Origin of the sequence: Cupriavidus sp. UYPR2.512, from assembly GCF_000379565.1 — a bacterium.
Taxonomy (GTDB): Bacteria; Pseudomonadota; Gammaproteobacteria; order Burkholderiales; family Burkholderiaceae; genus Cupriavidus.
In genome coordinates this window covers 311,644-334,824 of the sequence record NZ_KB902852.1, presented here as the reverse complement: position 1 = coordinate 334,824, position 23,181 = coordinate 311,644, and the positions used below count along the sequence as shown (strand labels likewise).

Below are 23,181 nucleotides of genomic sequence, written 5' to 3'. Positions count from 1 at the left end.
GCGCCGCTGATGCCTGCGTACCCCACCTGGCTGCCGCGCCCGGCCAATCTCAGCGGACCCGGCCCGGCGACCAAGCCGCCGGCGGGTACGCACGAGCCCGCTCCCCTGGACAACCAGAGTGCCCAGGCCATCTACCAGGCAAAGGCGGACCCTGCCGCGCTCACCGGCGGTGATCCGCTGGATGTGCAGGCCATGACGCTGGAAGAATTCCAGCAGCACACGGGGCTGGACGCCTCGACGGTGCCGGAAAACGAGTACACGCCGATGCAGGCGATGCTCAATGCCGCAGGCTACGGCATGGTGTGCCCGGCACCGTCTCTTATGGCCGGATTGCCCGATACCACCGGCATCCTGTGGGAAGGCGCTCATGTCTCCGACTTCTCGGTGCGTGGCGGCGTGATCACCGATATGCGCGGCTTTCGCGCCGGCTTCTGGCGGCACTTCTTCTCCGCAATGGAACGCAATCGCTGGACCAGTCCCCTTGCCACTCCGCTGGGCAAGCTGTTCTATCCTCCCGGCGCCACCACCACGCTCAACCGCGGCGTGCCGGGATCCTACGCCAACGACTGGATGTTCAAGTACAACCCCAGCGCCACCGTGGTCTACCGCACTGATCCGATGGTGGATCCGGCGGCGTTCTCCGAGTACATGAAGTCGTCGGTACCGGAGTACGCCGGCAAGACCTATACGTTCAGCCCGCCCCCCGAGGGCAGCGCCGCATTTGCCGAAGCCTTTGGCGGCGGCTGCTCGCCGCCGACCACCAATTGCGTCAACCTGCCGCAGTCGCAACACCGCAACGCGCTGGGGCTTGAGCCGAAGGAGCCCCTGCCCTTCGTTCCGGAGCCCGGCGCCGAAGGACGCTTCCTGGATCCGGTCGACCGCTATTTCTCCGGCAACGAGGGGCTTCCGCCCGGCCTGGCGCGCGCCCGCGTCGGCCCCTCGATCCTGGCCGGCGGCGTCATCCGGGTGGGCGGCACGGTGCTGCTGGTCTACGGCGCGTGGCACAGCGCCAGCCGCATCGCCGCAGCGGAGCCCGGCAGCGAACGCACCAAGGTCGTGATCGAGGAGGCCGGCGGCTGGACCGGCAATCTCGTCGGCGGCACGCTGTCGGGCATGCTCGGCCGCGCCGTCGTCTGCGCGGAGACGGGCCCGGCCGCCTTCTACTGCATGATCGGCACTACCCTGGTAGGCGGCGTGGTGGGCGGCATGCTCGGCGCGCTGATCGGCCGCGATGTCGGCGACGCACTCGTCGAAGGCGGCGAGCTGTTGGCGGACCCGGACCGGTTCATGGAAGCCTCGGCGTGGTTCAACTCGGCTGCCACCAACGGCCAGAGCGTGCAGGACTACTACGAGATGGCCGCGACCATGGCCGAGATCAACGGGCAGCCCCTGCCGGACAACGTGCAGGCCTACTACGACATCTTCCACGGCGGAGAAGTGCCATGAATCCAGGCCGCACACAGGCGCCGGACCGTGTGGCGCGCGGCGCCGAGCGTGCCGCAGACGCACCCGCGCCAGCGGCAACGCATAGCGCTCATGCCGCAAGGCTGCAGCCGACGGGCGACAACCTTGCCCTGCAAGCACTGTATGCCAGTGGCGAGCTGCGTGCGCGGCTGACGGTTGGCGCGGCCGACGACCCGCTCGAAGCGCAAGCCGACCGCATGGCCGACGCCGCGCTGGCTGGCACACCGGCCGGCTGCACCTGCAACGCGGGCGAGCCGCCTTGCCCCGCTTGCCAGGCGGGCGCCGCAGCCGGCATCCGGCGCAAGCCGCGCGGGCCGGACCCACCACCGCCCCAGCCATCGGCACCACTGCTTGGTAGCGGTCGTGCGCTCGGCGCCGCAGAGCGCGCCATGTTCGAAACGAGCTACGGCGCCGATCTGTCCGAGGTCCGGATCCACGACAATCCGCAAGCCGCCGGCAGTGCCGCGCGGCTGAACGCGCGTGCCTTCAGCCTCGGCACGTGTATCGCTTTTGGAGCCGGCGAGTACCAGCCGCATACCGCTTCCGGCCGGCACCTGCTCGGCCATGAGCTGGCGCACGTGGCGCAGGGCCACGGCGGCATCCGGCGCCAGACCGGGCCCAGCATGACCCCGGTGGACGCGAATGCCAGCTTCGCGCCACCGGCCGAGGCTCTGCAAAGCTCGATGGCGGGCCCGGCCCATGTCGAGCACGCGACCGACTTCAATCCGTGTGCCGTCGACGTGCGCGCGCTGACCAACTACCAGTTGCTGGCCGAATACAGCCATGCGCTCAGCGTGGTCAACCGGGGGCGCGGCGCCGACGGGTATTTCGACTACCGCAACCTGCAGCGCCGCCTGATCGCCGAGCGCGACCGCCGCGTCGATCTGGGCCATGCCTGGCTGGCGACGATGCCGTCGGCATTGCCCGAACAGCTCTACCACATTGTCGACGGCGAGGCCGGAAGCTTCCAGGTCGTCGCCGTGCCGGGCACACTGGCCGCGGGCGCGCCGGACCGCGGCGCCCTGCCGCTGATGACGCGCGACCAGTTCGACCGCTTCCTGCTCACGCACAACGTGGAGCGCGTAAACGCCCACACCTTCCAGCTGCGGATGTTCGGGTCTGCGCCCGAGAGCGGCGGCCTGGGCAGCACCATGGCTGCCGGCGGGCTCTACAACCGTCCCGTCGACATGCTGCGCCTGTTCAGCCCCCCCGCGTTTCCGGCCGAAACCCCGCTGGTATGCGGGGGCGCGCTGGCATCACCGTTTGACCGCCCTGACTGGTTCCTCAGGCAACCGGCCTACATGCAGCTGGACCTGATGCTCAATCCTCCGGCGCTGGATCCCGCCCGTGCCGAAGCCATGCGCCGCCTGCTGGGAAACTATCGCAGAGCGCCAGGCGTGCCCGCGCGCATCGACCCGATCGGCAGTTCCGAAGCCGTGCGCGGCGGCACTGCAGCTGTCGCGCAGACAGACATTCCCGGCCTGGCAGGGCGCAACTTTGTCGGTGCCTCAGCCGAAGCGCTGCCGCCCGCGCTGCGCGGCACGCCGGGCACCACGGGCGGCAGCGTGCTGGTGGCCGCAAACCCGACGGCGGTCAACCACGCCGAACACGTTGCGTTGGAGAACCTCAGGCTGGCGATCGAGGACATGCTCAGGCGCGGCGTGCTGACGCGCGAGAACCTGCGCGGCAGGACTGTCTTCGTCATGGTCGAACAGGAGCCCTGCCCGTCATGCGCGGCGGGCGCCGGCGAGGGGCGCGCCGGGGTGCTGCAGCAGTTCGCCGAGCTCTACCCCGAACTGACCGTGGAAGTGCGCAACGCACGAACCACCCGCGCCTTTCTCTATCGCGGCGGTGAACTCCTCAATCCGCTCAGCGGCGTGATGCCTGAGGGCGCGCTCGCTCCCACCACGGAGGGTGGCCCGCGCGGGCTGACCGCCGCGCAACTCGAACCGCTGGTCACGCCGGAACTACGCCGCAGCCTTGCTGTCGGGGACTTCCGTGCGGGCGGTGGGGCAACGCTGACCGGCGCAGGCATTGGAGCAGGGGTGGCGGTGCTGGCCAATGGCGTGGTGATCCTGCTCAATCCGTCGGCGCATCCCGATTGGGGGCGTGAGCTGGCCACCTCCGGCGGGCTGGGCGGCGCGGGCGGCGGTACCGGCGCGCTGACCGAACAACTGCTGATATCCAGCCTGAACCGTTCCATGCTGAGCGACATCTCGGCCACCGGCGCATCGCGTCTGACGCCAGGGCTGATCACCGGTGCAGGGCGCTTCGGCGGCGGCAGCGTCGGCGCGATGTTCGTCGAAGGGATCAGCATGGGGCTGCTGGAGGAGCGCGAGCATTCCGCGCTGGAGGTCGGCACCCGCATGACGCGGTCGGCGGCGCTGGGCGGCGGCAGCGTCTGGGCCGGTGCGGCCGCGGGCACGGCGGTCGGCGGGCCGGTGGGCTTCATTGTCGGCTTGCTGGTCGGGGGCGCGCTCTACTATGTCGGCGACAAGCTGGTCCCCGGCGGGCGCGAAGACTGGGATGCGCATGAGGCGGGCTGCACGCCCCTGCCGACGGCTTCGCCCTGGACCGGTAGCGCGCCTGGCGGCTTCAACTCCGTGATATTCAATTGCTTCGAGGCCGAAACGCCAGTGCGGCTGGCCGACGGCAGCGAGCGGCGTATCGCCGAGATCGCGATCGGCGATGCGGTGCTGAGCTACAACGAGCGGCTGCAGCGGCTGGAAACCTGCTTGGTCAGCGCGGTCCACCAGGCAGCGCCGGCACTGATGCTGCGGCTGCAACTGGACAACGCGGCGCCAGTGCAGGTCACGCCCGCCCACAAGCTGCGCGGCCCGCACGGATGGATTCCGGCAGGCGACCTGCGGCCCGGCGACATCCTGTGGATCGCTTCATCTGCCGAACGCGTACCGGCAGTAGTGGGCGCCCGGCTGCAGGCCGTGACCGTCGCGGCGCCGGCCGGGGCCGTTTACGACCTTTCGGTGACGGGCACCCACACCTATTTCGCCGGCGGCATCCTGGCGCACAACAAGCTGCCATGAGCCACGCCGGCAAACCAGCGGGGCACGCTGCGACATCCGGGGGCCGCCACCAGGCCGGAGATGCCCGCGAGGCCACCAGGCCAATGGCGGGCAAGTCTCATCATACTGCTGCCCCGGCACCCCGTGCGCGGCTCGACAATCAGACGCACCAGGACCTGGCCAGTCATGGGCTGGTACGGACCACCCGCGACGTCACGGGCGACGCCCCTGAGCCGCTCGCCAATGCCGGCTGCAGCTGTACGCCAGGGCAGCCGCCCTGCCCCGCCTGCCTCGCTGCCGGCAACGCAGTCTTGCGCCGCAAGCCACGCAGCCAGAGCCTGCTGCACGACTCGCCGGGCTTATCGCTCGGCCCTGCGCAGCCACTTGGCCAGTGCGAGCGCAGCTTCTTTGAAGCGCGCTACCAGGCCGACCTGTCCGCAGTGCGCGTGCACGACAACCCGGATACCGCCGCCAGCGCCGCACAACTGCACGCGCGAGCCTTCGCCCTCGGCCCGGCCATTGCCTTCGGCGCCGGCGAGTACCGGCCCGACACCGGCACGGGCCGGCGGCTGCTGGGGCACGAACTGGCGCATGTGGTGCAGGCCACCGGCGCGGCGCATGCACACCCGGTACTGCGGCGGCAGGAATCGGCCAGCCAGGAGGCCTCCCCCGGAAGCGACCTGGTCTGCAGCGCGGAAACCGACGAGCCGCAGGTATGCGAGGACACTCCGGTGCCGGCCGCCTCCGCACAGGCAGGGCAGCCGGCCGCCCTGAACCTGAGCGGAAGCTTCGACGAGCGCATGAGCGCATTCAAGCAGCTGGTCAAGACCACCGCGATCCACCGCCTGATCGGCAATCAGCGCAACCTCGACTTGTGGGCAGTGCTGATCGACAAGGTCATACCTGCCACCGATCTCGCCAGCGTTGGCATGATCCAGAGCGGCGGCCTGCGCGCCTACAACGAGATGCAGGACATCCGCGATCCGATGGTGCGCGAGCTGCGCGCCCACCAGGCCGTTGGACGCTATCGCGCCTGCACCGGGTGTCACATCGAAAACCAGGCATGGGGTACGCGCACAGAGCGCTCGGCGCTGGGCGGGCCCGAGTGGCTGTCGCCCAACGAGCGGCGTGCGGGCCTGGCCGCTCCGGGACCGTTCTCAGGCACGGCGTTTCCGGCTTTGCGGTGGAGCGCCTCGCCGCCGCCGGACAGCGCACGCGCGATGTCCGACTGGATCAGCGGCAGCGCCACGGTCCAGGCACCGGGCGGAGCGGGCTACCAACCGCCGGCAGGCACGCTGGAGGGACGCCTGAACCAGCTGTTCCCTGACCCGGCCGATGTTCCCCGCGCGATGAAACGGGTGCGGCCCGTCCTGCAGGCCCTTGGACCGCAGGGCTACAAGGTGTTGCCGGATTCGATCCTGACCGAACTCGAGGGAGACTCCGTCGAAGCGCTTCGCCATACCATCGACACCGCCATCACCGAGCGCAAGGAAGGGTACGCCGAACTGATCCGCATGATCCGCGCCGGTGAGGTCGGTTACGAGCATTTCGGGCCGATCGTTCGCGACTTGCTGCCGGCGGCCGACGCGGAGGTGCGCGACGCGATCCAGCAGGAAATGGACGATCACGCCTTCTGGGCCAAGGTGGAAGGCATCGTGGTCGGCCTGCTGAGCATAGCCGCCCTGCTGCTGACCATCTTCCCGCCAACCTCGGCGGCGGGCCTGATGGCGCTGGGCGCGCTCGAAGCCGGCCTGGGCGTCTATGGCGCCGTCAAGGGCGAGGAGATGATGCGTATCGGCCAGGCATACCTGCTGGGCATCGGCGCTGACGACGTCTTTACCCGGGAACAGCAGGAAAGCGGCGGCACGATGGTCGTGGGTGGCTTCGCCAGTGTCGCTCTGGCGCCGCTGGCAGTGGCCGGCGGCACCGGCCGGATGATGGGCGCAGCCTCGCGCATGGGCGAAGCCTCACTGGAAAGTAGCCTGGCGCTGCTGCGGGCCGGACAGACAGTACAGCGCGGCAAGTACGTCATCACAGTGGCCGAGGATGGCTCGCTGGTGGCGACCGTCGCCGATCGCCCCGACGTGCTGATCATCATGCGCGATGGCACTGCCACTGCCTATCAGTCGACCGGCAGCGGCGGCATGCGCGTGCTGGAAAGCCGCACCCTGCTGCCCCCCGGCGCCGGTGGTGCCAGCGAAGGCGGGGCGGCCTTCGAGGGCGGCCTGCCCCATGTCCAGCAAAAGGCATCGAACTGGTGCGGAGCGGCCTGCGGCGAGATGGCGGCCGGGCGCCTGGGCGTGGAAGCCAGCCAGGAGCAGATCGCCGCGACACGCTTCTTCGAGCACCCCGTCATTGCCGACGGCCAGGAATTGAGCGCGGGTGGCTTCCAGACCTCGGGGCTGAGCAGTGCAATGGAGGAAGTGGCACCGGTGGCGGGCCGCCGCTGGATCGGTGGTACGATTTCCAACAGCTACCCGATGTCGACTGCGGACGGCCTGCGCGAGACCATGCGCGGTTTCCTTGGCAGCACGGAATCAAGCATCATCCTGCGCGTGCGCGGGGGCAACCACTGGATCGTGGTGGATGAAGTCAGTGCCGAAGGCATGCTCCTGATCCGCGACCCTGCCCGCCAGGCCTCCACCATGGTCAGCGCGGACGAACTGCTGGCCATGCAGCCGACAGGAGACGCAGTGCTTTCCTTCCCACGGAAATGAGCCCGACAGCCCCCCATTCCCCGGATCCCATCCTGTTAGTGGTCGACGCCGTCACGCGCGACCTTCAGGTGCCCACGCAGCTTGCCGCCCGGTTGCGCTTCGGTGGCCACCGCCTGCGTGTCGTGCTGGATTTCGCGCAGCGCGAGCTTGGCCTGATCGAACACGTCGAACTGCCATGGCTGCTCGGCTTGCACCCGCCCTCGCAGCGTGCGGTGATCTCACTGCTGGAGCGCATCGACGCCGGCGAAGCCATTCCCCTGCCCTGCGACCTGAGCGACGAGGTGCGCGCCGCCGAGCCCCCGTTCCCGCTGCGAACGCTTGCCCGGGACGAGCGCGCACGGCTCGAAGCCGCCGCCGCGCAGGTGCCGCTCGAAGTCCTGTCGATCCGGTGCAGCGGCGCCGCCCCGGTCCGGATTTCGGCACGCCTGCGCCTTGCAGGCCAGGCGTTCGATCTGGAAGCAGAGCTCTATGCCGAAGCGGGTGCCGTGCCGCTGCTGCGCTGGCTGGCGGGTCCGGACCCGGCCAGCCTGGACGAGGCGCAACGGTACGCGATCCAGCAAGCGCTCACCACGACGGCTGGCGGACCGGCTGCCCGGTAGCGTGCCTGGCTACGCAGCAATGCTGCTGGCAATCATCCCATGGACCCGCACCACGCGATGCCCCGTATACCGCTCGGCACGCTGCTCGCTACCGCCGAGCGCGCGCTCGCCTGAGCCTCGCCGGCAGCGCCATTAGCAGAATTCGGCGCGGTCGATGCCGTGCTTTTTCAACAAACGCCCGAACACCCGCCGCTCCTTGCCCGCCTCACGCGCGGCTGCCGACACATTGCCGCGGCTGCGCGCCAGCGCGGCGCGCAGGTAGGCCGCTTCGAATGCCGCCAGCGCCTGGTCGCGTGCCTGCTTGAAAGGCTGCCCGCAACCGGCGGCGGCGCTGCCGCCCTCGCGTGCCGCGCATGGCACCGGGATACAGCCTTCGGCGTGCACGATGCTTCCGTCGCATGACAGCAGGCAGCGCTGCACAAAGTTCTCCAGCTCGCGCACGTTGCCACGCCAGGGCTGCGCCAGCATCCAGGCCAGCGAGGCCTCGTCGAAATGGCAGCCGGGCCAGCCGTAGCGGGTGCAGAAGCGGGCAATGAACAGTTCGGCCAGGCGGGGAATGTCTTCGGGCCGCTCGCGCAGGCTGGGCATGCGCACGTTGGCCACGTTAAGCCGGTACAGCAAGTCTTCACGGAACCAGCCGTCCTCGGCGCCCTGCTTCAGATCGCGGTTGGTGGCAGCGACGATGCGCACGTCGGCGCGGCGGCATTGCGCCGCGCCCAGCGGCCGGTAGTGGAAATCCTGCAGAAATCGCAACAATGCGGCCTGGCTGCGCAGGGACAGCGCGTGGACTTCATCGAAGAAGAGCGTGCCGCCCTCGGCCTGCGTCACCAGGCCAGCGGCATCGCGCCGCGCGTCGGTGAAAGCGCCGCGCACGTGGCCGAACAGTTCACTCTCGAACAGGGTCTCGGGCAAGGCGCCGCAATCCACGGGGACGAAGGGGCGATCGCCCCGCCGGCCGGCGTAGTGCAAGCTGCGCGCCGCCAGCTCCTTGCCGGTACCGGTCTCGCCGACGATCAGCACGGGCACCTCCACGCGCGCCAGCCGGGCCACCACGGCCAAGGCCTGCCGGAACACGTGGCTGGACCCCAGCAATCCGCCGGCGTCCTCGCCCGCGGGCATGACGCGATCCTCCAGCGCCGGCGGCATGGCGCCGGGCGCGATTTCCTGATGCGGAGACATCCTTTCCTCCCCCGGTGCGCGGCGGCGCACTGACAAGCATGGCAGCGCCGACGGCCCAAATGCCTCGACTCGACCCGTTGTGCAGAGCAGCAGCGAACGCGGCGAGATGGCTACACACTAGCCCATGGCGGACGAAACGCAATTTAGTTTCCGGCAGATCAGCCCTTACGTGGGTTTTCTTTTTTTAATCAAAGGATTAGAGGAAAGTTAGACCAAGTTACGATCCGTGCCTGCGTCTTTCGCTACTTGAGAACAGATTTTCGGCTGTCATTCACCCCAAGTCGCGACGCCGGTGCGCCATCCGTCATGTTGTGTTTTGTGTTGTTATTTGGCATTTTGTGGCGTAGCATTGGGACTTGACCTACCCTGCGCCGAGGTACCCATGACCCCACCCCTCCCCGCCCAATCCCGCGTCGTCATCATCGGCGGCGGCATCATCGGCTGCAGCGTCGCCTATCACCTGACCAGGCTGGGCTGGAAGGAGGTGGTGCTGCTTGAGCAAGGTCAGCTTTCATGCGGCACCACCTGGCACGCGGCCGGTCTGGTCGGCCAGCTGCGCGCGCAAGAGAGCATGACCAAGCTGATCCGCTACTCAACCCGCCTCTACAGCGAGCTGGAAGCGGAAACCGGCCTTGGCACCGGCTGGAAGCAGTGCGGGTCGTTGTCGGTAGCCCGTACGCCGGAGCGCATGACGCAACTGCGCCGTACCGCGGCGGTGGCGCGGGCCTATGGCGTGGAATGCGAGGTCATCTCCCCGTCCCAGGCTGGCGAACTCTGGCCGGTGATGCGTACCGACGACCTGCACGGCGCGGTGTGGCTGCCGGGCGACGGCAAGGCCAACCCGACCGACCTGACCCAGGCGCTGGCACGTGGCGCGCGCTCACGCGGCGCTGTGATCGTGCAGGACACCAAGGTCACCGCCATCCACAGCCGCGACGGCCGCACCACTGGCGTGAGCTGGCGCAACAAGGCCGGCGACGAAGGCCCCATCGGCGCCGAGATCGTCGTCAACTGCGCCGGCCAGTGGGCGCGCAAGGTCGGCCAGATGTGCGGCGTGACCGTGCCGCTGCACTCGGCCGAGCACTATTACATCGTGACCGAGCGCGTCGCCGGCGTGCACCCTGACCTGCCGGTGATGCGCGACCCGGACGGCTTCATCTACTTCAAGGAGGAAGTCGGCGGGCTGGTCATGGGCGGCTTTGAGCCCAATGCCAAGCCGTGGGGCATGCAGGGCATTCCTGAGCCGTTCGAGTTCCAGTTGCTGCCTGATGACTGGGACCAGTTCGAGATCCTGATGGAAAACGCGCTGATCCGCGTCCCGGCACTGGAGTCGGCACAGGTCAGGCAGTTCTACAACGGGCCCGAGTCCTTCACGCCGGACAACAACTTCATCCTCGGCGAAGCCCCAGAGCTGCGCAATTTCTACGTGGGCGCGGGCTTCAACTCAATGGGGATCGCGTCTGCCGGCGGCGCCGGCATGGCGCTGGCGGAATGGATCGTGGCGGGCGAGCCGACCATGGACCTGTGGCCGGTCGATATCCGCCGCTTTGCCGGCTTCAACGGCAACGAAAGCTGGCTGCACGACCGCGTCAAGGAGACGCTGGGCCTGCACTACGCGATGCCCTGGCCCAACCGGGAACTGGATACGGCGCGGCCGTTCCGCCGCTCGCCGCTCTATGCCCACCTGCATGCCGCCGGCGCCAATTTCGGCAGCAAGATGGGATGGGAGCGGCCGAACTTCTTCGCGCCAGCCGGACAATCGCCCGAGATCCGCTACGCGTTCGGGCAGCAGAACTGGCTGCCGTGGAGCGGCGCGGAACACCGTGCCTGCCGCGAGGCGGTGGCGCTGTTCGATATGAGTTCGTTCTCCAAGTACATCGTCAAGGGTGCCGATGCCGAGGCCGTGCTGCAATACGTGATGAGCAACGACGTGGCCGTGCCGCCGGGGCAGACCGTGTACACCGCCATGCTCAACGACCGCGGCACCTATGAATCCGACCTGACCGTGACGCGGCTGGCACAGGACCAGTACCTGCTGGTGACCGGCTCGGCGCAGACCACGCGCGACTTCAACTATATCGAGCGCCTGATTCCCGCCGACAAGCGCTGCGCGATGGTCGATGTCACCGGCCAGTACGCCGTGCTGGCCGTGATGGGCCCGCGCTCGCGCGAGCTGTTGCAGAGCATGTCGCGGGCCGATTTCTCCAACGCGGCGTTCCCTTTCGGTACCTCGCGAGAGATCGATCTGGGCTATGCCACGGTGCGCGCCACGCGCCTGACCTATGTGGGCGAGCTGGGCTGGGAACTGTACGTCCCGGTGGAATTCGCGGTGGGCGTCTATGAAACCCTGCACGAAGCCGGACAACGTTTCGGACTGGTCAACGCCGGCTACTACGCCATCGAATCGCTGCGCCTCGAGAAGGGCTACCGCGCCTGGAGCCGCGAACTGACCACCGATATCCATCCGTTCGAGGCCGGGCTGTCGTTTGCCTGCAAGCTGAGCACGGACATCCCGTTCCGCGGGCGCGAAGCGCTGCTGAAGCTGCGCGCTGCCGGCGGTGCCGCGCAGGTGCGGCGGCGCGTTGCCGTGGTCACGCTGGACGGCGCCAGCGAGGCCATGCTCTGGGGCGGCGAGGCGATCCTGCGCACCGCCCGGGACGGCACGGTGCGCCCGGCCGGCTTCGTGACGTCGGCCGCGTTCGGCCACACCCTTGGCTGTCCGGTGGGCATGGGGCTGCTGGCACGCGACGATGGTCCGGCCGACGCGGCATGGATCGAGGGCGGCAAGTATCACGTAGACCTGGCCGGGGAACTGCTGCCTGCGCGCATCCACCTGCGCGCGCCGTACGATCCGGCCAGCGAACGGACCAAGGCCTGAACATCGATGCCAAGCGGATACCGGAGTGCCCATGCCAGTGATCCAGACTGAAACCGCCAGCTACATCCTGACGCTGTCGTGCCCCGACCGTCCCGGCATTGTCCATGCCGTCTCGGCCCTGCTGGTGGAGGCCGGCGCCAATATCGTCGATTCCGCGCAGTTCGGCGACCGCGACAGCGCACGGTTTTTCATGCGCGTGCACTTCCAGCGGCCGCTGCCCGAAGGCCAGGATGCCGGCGAGGCGCTCGCTGCCCTGCGCGGCACGCTGGCGGGCGTGGCGGCCGCGCATGAGATGGACTGGTCCCTCCACGACGCCGCGCGCAAGCCGCGCGTGATGCTGATGGTGTCAAAGATCGGCCACTGCCTGAACGACCTGCTGTTCCGCTACCGCACCGGCCAGCTGCCGATCGAGATTCCGGCCATCGTCTCCAACCACAAGGACTTCTACTAGCTTGCGGCGAGCTACGACATCCCGTTCCATCACCTGCCCCTGCTCAATGCCACGCCGCAAGGCAAGGCCGCGCAGGAAGCGAGACTGTGGGACCTGGTCTGCGACTACAGTATCGACCTGGTCGTCCTGGCCCGTTACATGCAGGTCTTGTCCGACGAAGTGTGCCGCCGCCTGGAGGGCCGCGCCATCAACATCCATCATTCCTTCCTGCCCAGCTTCAAGGGTGCGCGCCCCTACGCGCAAGCCTATGAGCGCGGCGTCAAGCTGATCGGGGCCACAGCCCATTATGTGACCGGCGACCTCGACGAAGGCCCCATCATCGAGCAGGAAGTCGCGCGCGTGGACCATGCCATGGACGCCGCGCAGCTGACCGCCATCGGACGCGACGTGGAATGCGTGGCACTGGCGCGGGCGGTGAAATGGCATGCGGAACATCGGGTCCTGCGCAACGGCGGCAGGACGCTGGTGTTCCGCTGAAGCGCCCGCCTTTGCCGCCGCTTCAGCCGGCCACCACCCGCCGGACCTTGCGCAAGGCCTGCTCCAGCGCATCTATGGAGATCGATCCGAGCGCCAGCCGCAGCGCATGCGGCACGCTCGCGCCGACCGCGAACGGCTCGGCCGTCGTCACCAGCACACCCTCGTGTTCCAGCGCGGCCGCGGCCTGGTCGGCGCGCAGGTCCTCCGCGAGTTCAAGCCACAGGTAGTACGAAGACGGGTGCGCCGTGACGCGGCAGCCACGCAGGATGCGCCGCGCCAGGCTCTGCCTGCGCCGGGCGTCCTTGCGCTTGCGATCTTCCAGGTCATCGACCGTGCCGGCTTCGATCCACAGGCAGCCGAGCGCCACGGTCAGCGAAGGCGTGTTCCAGGTTGACACGCGAATGGCGCGTTCCAGTGCCGGCACCAGGTGCCCGGGCGCCGCGATGAACCCCATCCTCAGGCCCGATGCCACGCTTTTCGACAGGCCCGAGACGTAGACGGTCCGCTCTGGCGCGAAGGTGAACACCGGTTTCGGCGCCGGTTCGGCAAGGAAGGCGTAGGCACCGTCTTCAATGATCAGCAGATCATGCCATTGCGCCAAGGCCGCAAGGCGGCCGCGGTCCGCCTCGCTCATGACATAGCCCAGCGGATTGTGCATGGTCGGCATGGTGTAGACCGCCCGCACCGGACGCCGCTTGCAGAGCGCGGCAAGGCGCTCCAGGTCCAGGCCCGCGGCGGTCGCCGGCAACGGTTCCAGGTCGAGCCGGTATGACTGCGCCAGCGCCTTCATGCCCGGATACGTCAGCGCGTCGATCGCCACGACGTCGCCGGGCTTGAGCAGCCCCATCACCGTCACCGCCAGGCCCTGCTGCGCGCCGTTGACGATCAGCACCTGGCTGCCCGGCACCCGGATGCCGCGGTTGCGCAGGTGCCGGGCAACGGCCTGCCGTTCGTGCGGGCGCCCGCCCTGCGGCGCGGAATGCAGCAGCGCGTCAAGGTCGCCCGAGGCCGCGATGCTGCGCAAACCGTCGCGCAACAGTTCAACCTGTCCGGGCAGCGACGGGTAGTTGAAGGTCAGGTCCACCGCGCCTGCGCGCACCGGATGCTGCTCCAGCCCCAGGCCGCGCGGCAGCGAGGTATCCCGCACGAAGGTGCCCCTGCCGGTCTCGCCGACCGCCAGCCCGACGGCCTCCAGCTCGACGTAGACGCGTGCAGCCGTTGCCAGCGCCACACGGTACTGCTTCATCAGCGCGCGCACCGTCGGCAGTTGCGTGCCCGGAGGCAGGTCGCCGCTGTGAATGCGCGCGGCAATCTCGTCAACGATGGCTTTGTAGCGTGCGTGGGCCATGCTTTGTATCTAGAACAATTCTTTGCGTGTATCAGGCCTCCAGAATAGCCTGCATGCCTAGTCAACGCTAACCATTTCCTGCACATGATTGCCCTGACCACCCTGTCGATCTTCGCGGCGGCAGTAATGCTCCTGCTGCTGTCACCCGGCCCGAACATGGCATTCGTGATGGCACATGGCATCACCCACGGCCCTCGGGGCGGCGTTGCCACGGCACTGGGGATTGCCGTAGCCGACCTTATCCTCACGGTCCTGACAGCCACCGGCATCACCGCCCTGGTCATGGCGTGGGCGCCGGCGTTCGACCTGATCCGCTATGCCGGCGCGGCCTATCTGCTGTGGATGGCGGTCAAGGCGCTCCGGCAGCCGCTCACGCTGAACGAGGCAGTGGTAACGCAAGCGTCTTTGCGCTCGGTGTTTGTGCGCGCCATGCTGAACAGCCTGCTCAATCCCAAGGCGCTGCTGTTCTTCATGGTCTTCCTGCCGCAGTTCGTGGAACCTGGCAAGGGTAGCGTGACCCAGCAGTTGCTCGTGCTCGGCGTAGTCCTGACGGTGCTCGCCACCGTGTTCCATGCGTTGCTCGGAGCGGCTGGCGGCACCGTGCGCCGCTTCCTGTCTCGCCATCCCAGGGCGGCAACACTGCAGTCGCGCGGCCTGGCAGCCGTGCTGGTGCTGCTGGCGCTGCGGCTGGTGCTGACCTCACGCCCGTCCTGAACCCGTTTCCCACGCAGAGCCCTGGATGTATATCGCAGCCTTTATTTACCGGCCCGGCCAGGCCGATGACGAGTTCCACCGCCTTAGCGCCCTGATCGACGAGATCGCGGCCGGCATACCCGGCTTTGTCGGTGCCGAGTCCTGGCGCTCGCCAGATGGCCAGCTCTCCAACGCCAGCTACTACTGGCGGGACAAGGACTCCCTGCAGGCCTTCGCCACCCACCCGCGGCATCTGGACGCCAAGCGCCAGTACCGCAAGTGGTATGACGGCTATCACGTGGTGATATCCGAAGTGCAGCGCGCCTATGGCGACGGTTCGCTCCTGCACTTCGTGCCCGACAGCCGGCGCCAGCCGCCGCGGGGGTAAACGCAGTCACCCTGCCCGGCCGATATCTGGTCGGCCGGCCGCACGCCGTCGACTTCCTGCATGAATACCTGGACCCTGCCCCGGGTGTTCCATTCCGGAACACCCGGTGTCACGCGCTGACACAGCCGTGCCGGCGCGTGACACATCCCACCCGTGCCATTGGCACGCGCCCCGCCAAATTCCGCGTTTTTGCTCCGATTCCGTCCCCGGCACAGCTTTTGCAATCTGTCTGCGGTGCGCGCGGCGTCCACGCCGTGACGACACTACAGACATCACTGAACGGAGCGAGACATGAACATGGCCGAAATCGCCCAGCTGGGCGTCAGCAACCCCTACAAGCAGCAGTACGAGAACTACATCGGCGGCGCCTGGGTGCCGCCTGCCGGCGGCGAGTACTTCGAATCGGTCACGCCGATCACCGGCAAGCCGTTCACGCGCGTGCCGCGCTCCGGCCAGCAGGATGTCGACGCCGCGCTGGACGCCGCGCACGCCGCCAAGGCCGCGTGGGCGCGCACCTCCACCACCGAGCGCGCCAATATCCTGAACCGCATCGCCGACCGCATCGAGGCCAACCTGACGCTGCTGGCCGTGGCCGAGAGCATCGACAACGGCAAGCCGGTGCGCGAAACCACCGCCGCCGACCTGCCGCTGGCGGTCGACCACTTCCGCTACTTTGCCGGCTGCATCCGTGCGCAGGAAGGCGGCATCTCCGAGATCGACGCCGACACCATTGCCTACCATTTCCATGAGCCGCTGGGCGTGGTCGGCCAGATCATCCCGTGGAACTTCCCGCTGCTGATGGCCACCTGGAAGCTGGCCCCGGCGCTGGCCGCCGGCAACTGCGTGGTGCTCAAGCCCGCCGAGCAGACGCCCGCGTCGATCCTGGTGCTGATGGAGGTGATCGGCGATCTGCTGCCGCCGGGTGTCATCAACGTGATCAACGGCTTCGGCCTGGAAGCCGGCAAGCCGCTGGCATCGAGCCCGCGCATCAGCAAGGTGGCCTTCACCGGCGAGACCACCACGGGCCGGCTGATCATGCAATATGCGTCGCAGAACCTGATCCCGGTGACGCTGGAGCTGGGCGGCAAGTCGCCCAACATCTTCTTTGAAGACGTGCTGGCCGCCGACGACGCCTTCTTCGACAAGGCGCTGGAAGGCTTTGCCATGTTCGCGCTGAACCAGGGCGAGGTCTGCACCTGCCCGTCGCGCGCGCTGATCCAGGAATCGATCTACGACCGCTTCATGGAGCGCGCGCTCAAGCGCGTGGCCGCGATCCGCCAGGGCCATCCGCTCGATACCGGCACCATGATCGGCGCGCAGGCGTCGGCCGAACAACTGGAGAAGATCCTGTCGTACATCGACCTGGGCCGCAAGGAAGGCGCGCAGTGCCTCACCGGCGGCGAGCGCAACGTGCTGGACGGCGACCTCGCGGGCGGCTACTACGTCAAGCCGACTGTATTCGCCGGCCACAACAAGATGCGCATCTTCCAGGAAGAGATCTTCGGGCCAGTGGTATCGGTGACCACCTTCAAGGATGAGGAAGAGGCGCTGGCCATCGCCAACGACACGCTCTATGGGCTCGGTGCCGGCGTGTGGACCCGTGACGGCGCGCGCGCATTCCGCATGGGCCGCGGCATCCAGGCGGGGCGCGTGTGGACCAACTGCTACCACGCCTACCCCGCCCATGCCGCATTCGGCGGATACAAGCAGTCCGGCATCGGCCGCGAGAACCATCGCATGATGCTGGACCACTACCAGCAGACCAAGAACCTGCTGGTGAGCTACAGCCCCAACGCGCTCGGGTTCTTCTGACCATGGCGGGCTCAACGTCCGCTCCCGCCACCGCGCCGGTTGCACGCGTGGTGGCAACCCCGGCCGCGCTCACGCTGATCGCGGAGCTCGCCGCGCGGCATGGCCCGCTGATGTTCCACCAGTCCGGCGGCTGCTGCGACGGCAGTGCGCCGATGTGCTTCACCGCCGGTGAACTGCTGGTGGGTGCGGCCGATGTCTGCCTGGGCGAGATCGGCGGCGCGGCGTTCTATATGACACGGGCGCAGTTCGAGTACTGGCAGCACACGCGGCTGGTGATCGATGTGGTGCCGGGCGCGGGCGGGATGTTCTCGCTGGAGGGACGGACGGGGAAGCGGTTCCTGACCCGCTCGGAGTTGTTCAGCGATGAAGAGGCCGCGTGGCTGGCGGCGCAGCCGGCATTGTGAGGAGGTGCGCGATGATAGCTTGCTGATGTCGATGCTTGCTTGCCGACAGTGTGCTCCCTCTCCCGCAAGCGGGAGAGGGGAGCAAACAAGCGGGACGGGATGAAGTCTCAGCGTCCCGGCTCTTGCTCGTCGCCTTCCAACCCCTCCCGCAACCGCCGATAAATCGTGTTGCGCGACACCCCCAGTTCACGCGCCGCGTGGCTGACATTGCCGCCGTGCCGGGCAAGCGCCTGGCGGATCAGGCCGGCTTCCCAGTCGCGCATGCGGCTGGCCTTCGCTGACGCCGGCGCCTGCGCTGCCGCCGCCGCATCACTGCTCTCGCGCAAATCGCCGCATTCGTGCTCAAACCCTTCCGGCAGGTGTTCCACCCCGATCTCCGCCTCCGCTTCTGCCAGGATCGCCGCCGTGTGCAGCACGTTGGCAAGCTGGCGGATATTACCCGGCCACGGATGCCGGCGCAGCAGCGCCAGCACTTGCGCGTCGACCCGCAGCGGCCGCGCGCCGGCTTCTTCGCCCTGCCGCCGCAGGATGCGATCGACCAGCAGCGGCAGGTCGCTGCGCTCGCATAGCGGCGGCAGGGTCACGGCCAGCGCATTGATGCGGTAGTACAGGTCTTCGCGGAAGGCGCCATCGGCAATCATCGCGCGCAGGTCGCGGTGGGTGGCGCAGACCACGCGCACGTCGACCGGCAGCGCGCGGGCGCTGCCCAGCGGGGTGACCGCGCGCTCCTGCAGCACGCGCATCAGCCGCACCTGCTGTGGCAGCGGCATGTCGCCGATCTCGTCCAGGAACAGCGTGCCGCCGTGCGCCTGCACGAGCTTGCCCTCGCTGCCGCGGCGGCGCGCGCCGGTGAAGGCGCCTTCTTCGTAGCCGAACAGTTCGGCCTCGATCAGCGATTCGGGGATGGCCGCGCAGTTGACCGCGACGAAGGGCCCGCCGGCGCGCGGCGAGGCGGCGTGGATGGCGCGCGCCAGCCACTCCTTGCCGGTGCCGGTGCGGCCCTGGACCAGGATGGTGATATCGCGCCCGCTGACCTTGCGCACCCGGCGCAGCACCGCGGCCACGGCGGCGTCGCCGGTATCGAGCGCGGCCAGTGCCGGCGGCAGCGGATCTTCAGCGCTGGGCTGGCGCACCACGATGGGCGCGGCCAGGTATTCGAGGCGGGCAAACACCTGTACCCGGCTGGGCAGCGTCAGCGTCTGCAGCGATCCCGCCGCGCCGGCGCGCGCCTGCATCGCCACGCGCACCGGCTGGCCGAACAGCCCGGCAAAACCGGCTGCCGCCAGCGCGTGCGGGGCCAGCCCCAGCTGGAACAGACCGCTGCGGTTGGCAGCCAGGAAGGCGCCGTCGGGCGAAAACGCCGCCATGCCCTCGAACAGCGTGCCGACGAACTCGGGCCGCGCATGGAAACGCACCAGCAGCGCCTCCGGGAAGTGGTTGGCAAACAGGTGGTTCTCGATCATCTGCGCCGACATCCGCACCAGCGCCATGGTGTGCCGGTGGAAGCCGCGATGATCGCCACTGACATCGAGCGCGCCCAGGATGGCACCGGTCGGGCCGGCGATCGGCGCGCATGAGCAGGTCAGCTGGTGGTTGGACTCGAGGAAATGCTCGCTGGCGTGGATCAGAGTGGGACGGGCCTCGGCCAGTGCGGTGCCGATGGCGTTGGTGCCCTTGCTCGGCTCTGACCACGATACCCCCGGTGCCAGCGCCACGTGCCGCGCGCGCGCGACGAATTCGCCGTCGCCCAGGCTGTGCAGGATCACGCCGCTGCTGTCGGTCAGCAGCACCATGCTGTCAGTATTGGCGATCTGCGCGTGCAGGGTCTCCATCACCGGCAAGGCATGGCGGTACAGGTCGCGGCTGGCGTCCACCAGTTCACCCAGCGCGCGCGGGCTGACGGCGTCGAAGCCGGGCGCATGGCGCGCGTCCAGCCCGAAGCCGGCCGAGCGCGCATGCGCGCGGGCGATCAGGCCGGCGCGGTCGGCATCGGCCGGGTCGACATGGGCAGCCTGGCGGGCAACATCGGAAAGCGCAGCGGGATCGGCGGCACAGTGCATGACGGCGGGTCTCCTGTATCAGCAGGCGGCGCGCGTTGCGGCCGCTGCCCTGCCGTCCCGTGGCGCGTGCCGTGCAACTCAGGTGCGGCGGCAGGCCGGGCGGCTGTAGTCCGGCAACCTTATCACAGGCTCCCGGCCGTGTATTGCCCCCGCGCCCTGCCGGGCCGGGTCAGCGTTTTTCGTCGAGCAGGTCGTTCAGGATCTCGTCGAAGGTGGCCTGGGCATCTTCCAGCGCCTGCAGCGCCGCATCGAACGTCTGCAGCGCAAGCTTGGATGGCTTGCCGCTGCCCTGCGGCGGATAGTGGGTCTGCAAGGCGGTGAAGGCCACCTGCACCTGCCGCGTGGCCGCGACCACGCGTTCCATCGCCTGCGCCTCTTCGGCGCGGTATTGCTCGTGTTTCTGCTCGCTCATGCCTGTTTGCTCCGTATGCGCGTCATCCCGGGAGGGGGCGCGCGCGTGAATGAGGTATATCGTACAAGAACTGCGCCAGCCGGCTTGCGCTACGCGCTCGCGCCTGACAAAAATGAGGTAGGCTGCGCGGCTGGGCGGCAAGGCCGGCGCTGGTGCGCCTCGCCTGGCAGCGACACTGAAGACTAGCCATGCCATTGATCACCCGCCGTACGCTGGCAGCCGCGCTGATGACTGCCAGCGGCTTCGCCTGCTACTGGACCTACCTGACGCTCAACCAGGAGCGGCTGCTGTTCGATGCGCGCCGGCGTCCGCCGCGCGACCTGCCCGACGGCATCATTGGCTATTCGCACCTGATCCCCGGCGGCGTGGTGCGCGGCTACATCTACCATACCCCCGGCGACAACGTGCGCGACCTGCTGTTCTACCTGCCCGGGCGTGGCGAGGATGTGCTCGAAACGCTGCTGTACGCGCGCTGGCTGCCCGCCGGCATGGCCTTCGCCACCTACGATTACCGCGGCCTGGGACACTCCGACGGCCTCCCGTCCGAGGGTGCCGCAGTGGCCGACGCCAGCCAGTTCCTGCTGCATGCACGCCGTGTCTTCCCCGACACCCGCGTGCATGTGGTGGGGCGCAGCCTGGGCACCGGCGTCGCGATCCAGCTGGCGGACCTGCAGGACTTCGAGAGCCTGCAGCTGATCACGCCATACGACTCGCTGCTTGAACTGGTGCGCAAGCGCTTCCCGCTGGTGCCGCTGCGCCAGCTGATGCGCCACCATTTCGATTCGATCTCGCATTGCAAGAAGGTCGTGCAGAGCACCAAGGTGCTGCTGGCCGAGACCGATGAAGTAGTGCCCCATGAATGCTCAGAACGGCTCATGGCCGCCTGGCCCGGCCCGGTGGCGCTGCAGACCGTGCCAGCCACGAATCACTTTACCATTATCGAACGCGAGGAAACCTGGCTGGCGCTAGGCGAATTTGCCCGGCATCACAACCAGGCCAGGCTGCACGTGGCTACGGCCCAGCCCGCCCGGCCCGGTCCGGCGGCCGCCGCCGGCACGCCGCCCGTCGACCATGACGAGCTCGGCAATCCGTTGCCGCTGGCGGCCAGCCGCTAGCGGCGGTCAGGCAGCGGGTAAAATGCGCGCATGAAAAAAATCGCAGTCAAGGCAGGCGGCGCCGTACTGGCGCTGGCTGCAGCCGGTGCCTTGCTTGCCGGCTTTGCCGCGGTGGTAAGCCTGCGGCAGCTTCCCCCGATCGACGCCCTGCGCGACTACCGGCCCGACGTGCCCCTGCGGATCTACACCAGCGACAACGTGCAGATCGGCGAGTTCGGCAGCGAGCACCGCGAGTTCATCCCCTTCGAGCAGATTCCGCCGCGCATGGTCCAGGCGCTGCTGGCAGCCGAGGACGACCAGTTCTACGAGCACGAGGGTGTCGACGTCCCCGGCGTGTTGCGCGCCGCGCTGGCCAACCTGGGCCAGGGCTATGCGCAAGGCGCCTCCACCATCACCATGCAGGTGGCGCGCAATTTCTACCTGTCGCGCGAGAAGACGCTGGCACGCAAGTGGTATGAAATGCTGCTGGCCTGGCGCATCGACCAGACCCTGCCCAAGGACCGCATCCTTGAGCTGTACATGAACCAGGTCTATCTGGGCGAGCATGCCTACGGCTTCGGCAGCGCCGCGCATGCGTACTTCGGCAAGCCGCTGGCGTCGCTGTCGCTGGCCGAGACGGCCATGTTGGCGGGGCTGCCCAAGGCCCCCTCGTCCATGAACCCGGTGGTCAACTTCCCGCGCGCCAAGCGGCGCCAGGAATATGTGCTGGGTCGCATGCTGGCGCTGGGCATGATCAGCCAGGACGACTACCGCGAGGCCCGCGCCGCGCGCCTGGCGATCTCCGACGACAGTCCCGGCAGCTTTGCCGGGCATGCCGAATACGTGGCCGAACTCGCGCGCCAGCTGGCGCGCGAGCGCTTTGGCGACGAGGCCTACACGCGCGGCCTGAACGTCTACACCACGGTGTCGTCGGTGCGCCAGACGCTGGCTTACGATGCAGTGCACGGCGGGCTGGAAGGCTACGCGCGGCGCCACCGCAAGTTCGTCAGGGACCTGTCGCAGGGTCCGCAGGCCGCGCTGGTATCGCTGGACGGCGCCACCGGCGCGATCGAGGCGATGGTGGGCGGCGCCGACTTTGCCACCAGCCGCTTCAACCACGCCACCCAGGCGCAGCGCCAACCGGGCTCGACCTTCAAGCCCTTCGTCTATGCGGCGGCGCTGGAGCGCGGCGTGTCGCCCGGCACGCTGATCAACGACGCGCCGCTGGCCAACGGCTCGCGCTGGCAGCCGTCCAATGACGACGGGCGCTTTGTCGGCCCGATCACCGTGCGCCAGGCGCTGGCCGAATCGCGCAACCTGCCGGCGATCCGCACGCTGCAGGCGATCGGCATTCCGTACGCGGTGGAGTTCGCCAGCCGCTTCGGCTTCGCGCCCAGACGGCTGCCGCGCTACCTGCCGCTGGCACTGGGCACCGGCACCACTTCGCCGCTGCGCCTGGCCGCGGCCTATGGCGTCTTTGCCAACGGCGGCCACCGCATCGAGCCCTACCTGATCGCGCGCATCACCGACAGCGAAGGCAAGGTGCTGTTCTCTGCCGAGCCGGGCGACGCCACGGACAGACCGGCCTCGCCGCGCGTGATCAGCGCCCGCAACGCCTTCGTCATGGACAGCCTGCTGCGCAGCGTGGTCGACGACGGCACCGGCGCCGGCGTGCGCCGCTACCTGCGCCGCGACGACGTGGCCGGCAAGACCGGCACTACCAACGATTCGGTCGACGGCTGGTTCGCGGGCTACGCCGGCGGCGTCGTCACGGTGGCGTGGATGGGCTATGACGACAACCGCAGCCTGGGCGAGCGTGAATTCGGCGCCACCACCGCGCTGCCGGTGTGGGCCGCCTATATGGAGGGCCGCCTTGCAGGCGTGCCCGTGCCTGAAGCCGAAGCGCCCGCAGGCGTGGTCCGCGTGAGCGGCGACTGGATGTATGCCGAGTATGCTGACGGCAGCCATGGCATCGCTGCCATTGGCTTCNNNNCGCCGGCACCCNCGGCGCCGCCGGCGGTCGATCCGGTCGCCAGCAACCTCGGCGGGCCCGCGGCCGCGGCGCCGGCTACCCCCGCACCAACGCCCGTCACCAGCGAGGCAACTGGCCTGCCGGCGCCCGGCGCTGCCACGCCGGCCGTCCCCGCAAGCGCCAGCCTGTAAAATTCGGGGTTTCCCCTAT

Annotated in this window: 15 protein-coding genes and 1 pseudogene; 12 read left to right on the top strand and 4 right to left on the bottom strand. The window is 68.7% G+C overall.

Going from position 1 to position 23,181, the window contains the following annotated elements; genetic code table 11:
* The first annotated feature begins 9 nt into the window (after positions 1-9).
* The 4 genes from A3A5_RS0101500 (at position 10) to A3A5_RS0101480 (ending at position 7,803) form a co-directional block, all read left to right on the top strand.
* Complete coding sequence (locus A3A5_RS0101500; RefSeq protein WP_157637116.1) at positions 10-1,446, top strand: hypothetical protein; 1,437 nt, start codon at positions 10-12, stop codon at positions 1,444-1,446.
* Positions 1,443-4,508 (top strand): DUF4157 domain-containing protein, encoded by a 3,066-nt coding sequence (locus A3A5_RS0101495; RefSeq protein ID WP_018308897.1) that lies wholly within the window; start codon positions 1,443-1,445, stop codon positions 4,506-4,508. Before A3A5_RS0101500 ends, A3A5_RS0101495 begins: the two co-directional genes overlap by 4 nt.
* 290 nt (positions 4,509-4,798) lie before the next feature.
* Entirely contained in the window at positions 4,799-7,204 is a 2,406-nt protein-coding gene (locus A3A5_RS40140) for a DUF4157 domain-containing protein (RefSeq protein WP_018308896.1), read from the top strand.
* Positions 7,201-7,803, top strand: a complete 603-nt coding sequence (locus A3A5_RS0101480; protein ID WP_157637115.1) for a hypothetical protein — start codon at positions 7,201-7,203, stop codon at positions 7,801-7,803. Before A3A5_RS40140 ends, A3A5_RS0101480 begins: the two co-directional genes overlap by 4 nt.
* Positions 7,804-7,935: 132 nt before the next feature.
* Here A3A5_RS0101480 and A3A5_RS0101475 read toward each other — a convergent pair whose 3' ends face one another.
* Positions 7,936-8,982, bottom strand: coding sequence for a sigma 54-interacting transcriptional regulator (locus A3A5_RS0101475; RefSeq protein ID WP_018308893.1), 1,047 nt, complete (start codon positions 8,980-8,982; stop codon positions 7,936-7,938).
* 382 nt (positions 8,983-9,364) lie between these two features.
* Here A3A5_RS0101475 and A3A5_RS0101470 point away from each other — a divergent pair, with 382 nt between their 5' ends.
* Together A3A5_RS0101470 and purU are read left to right on the top strand one after the other, a co-directional pair.
* On the top strand, positions 9,365-11,860 hold the full coding sequence (locus A3A5_RS0101470) for an FAD-dependent oxidoreductase (protein WP_018308892.1): 2,496 nt from the start codon (positions 9,365-9,367) through the stop codon (positions 11,858-11,860).
* A 31-nt stretch (positions 11,861-11,891) separates the two neighbouring features.
* A pseudogene (gene purU, locus A3A5_RS37500) lies at positions 11,892-12,788 on the top strand (formyltetrahydrofolate deformylase).
* Positions 12,789-12,810: 22 nt separating this feature from the next.
* On the opposite strand, the gene A3A5_RS0101460 reads toward purU, so the two are convergent.
* Entirely contained in the window at positions 12,811-14,136 is a 1,326-nt protein-coding gene (locus A3A5_RS0101460) for a PLP-dependent aminotransferase family protein (RefSeq protein ID WP_018308889.1), read from the bottom strand.
* An 84-nt stretch (positions 14,137-14,220) separates the two neighbouring features.
* On the opposite strand from A3A5_RS0101460, the gene A3A5_RS0101455 reads away from it, so the two are divergent.
* From A3A5_RS0101455 to A3A5_RS0101440, 4 genes are all read left to right on the top strand, one after another.
* Entirely contained in the window at positions 14,221-14,850 is a 630-nt protein-coding gene (locus tag A3A5_RS0101455; protein WP_018308888.1) for a LysE family translocator, read from the top strand.
* A 25-nt stretch (positions 14,851-14,875) separates the two neighbouring features.
* Positions 14,876-15,217, top strand: a complete 342-nt coding sequence (locus tag A3A5_RS0101450) for an antibiotic biosynthesis monooxygenase (protein WP_018308887.1) — start codon at positions 14,876-14,878, stop codon at positions 15,215-15,217.
* A gap of 291 nt (positions 15,218-15,508) precedes the next feature.
* Entirely contained in the window at positions 15,509-17,029 is a 1,521-nt protein-coding gene (gene adh / locus A3A5_RS0101445; protein WP_018308886.1) for an aldehyde dehydrogenase, read from the top strand.
* A gap of 2 nt (positions 17,030-17,031) precedes the next feature.
* Complete coding sequence (locus A3A5_RS0101440) at positions 17,032-17,433, top strand: DUF779 domain-containing protein (RefSeq protein ID WP_018308885.1); 402 nt, start codon at positions 17,032-17,034, stop codon at positions 17,431-17,433.
* A 107-nt stretch (positions 17,434-17,540) separates the two neighbouring features.
* Here A3A5_RS0101440 and A3A5_RS0101435 read toward each other — a convergent pair whose 3' ends face one another.
* Both A3A5_RS0101435 and A3A5_RS0101430 read right to left on the bottom strand, forming a co-directional pair.
* Positions 17,541-19,493 (bottom strand): sigma-54-dependent Fis family transcriptional regulator, encoded by a 1,953-nt coding sequence (locus A3A5_RS0101435; RefSeq protein ID WP_018308884.1) that lies wholly within the window; start codon positions 19,491-19,493, stop codon positions 17,541-17,543.
* A gap of 169 nt (positions 19,494-19,662) precedes the next feature.
* Positions 19,663-19,905 (bottom strand): hypothetical protein, encoded by a 243-nt coding sequence (locus A3A5_RS0101430; RefSeq protein WP_018308883.1) that lies wholly within the window; start codon positions 19,903-19,905, stop codon positions 19,663-19,665.
* Positions 19,906-20,093: 188 nt separating this feature from the next.
* On the opposite strand from A3A5_RS0101430, the gene A3A5_RS0101425 reads away from it, so the two are divergent.
* Both A3A5_RS0101425 and A3A5_RS0101420 read left to right on the top strand, forming a co-directional pair.
* Entirely contained in the window at positions 20,094-21,020 is a 927-nt protein-coding gene (locus tag A3A5_RS0101425; protein ID WP_018308882.1) for an alpha/beta hydrolase, read from the top strand.
* A gap of 30 nt (positions 21,021-21,050) precedes the next feature.
* Positions 21,051-23,162, top strand: coding sequence for a penicillin-binding protein 1A (locus A3A5_RS0101420; protein ID WP_018308881.1), 2,112 nt, complete (start codon positions 21,051-21,053; stop codon positions 23,160-23,162).
* Positions 23,163-23,181: the final 19 nt, after the last annotated feature.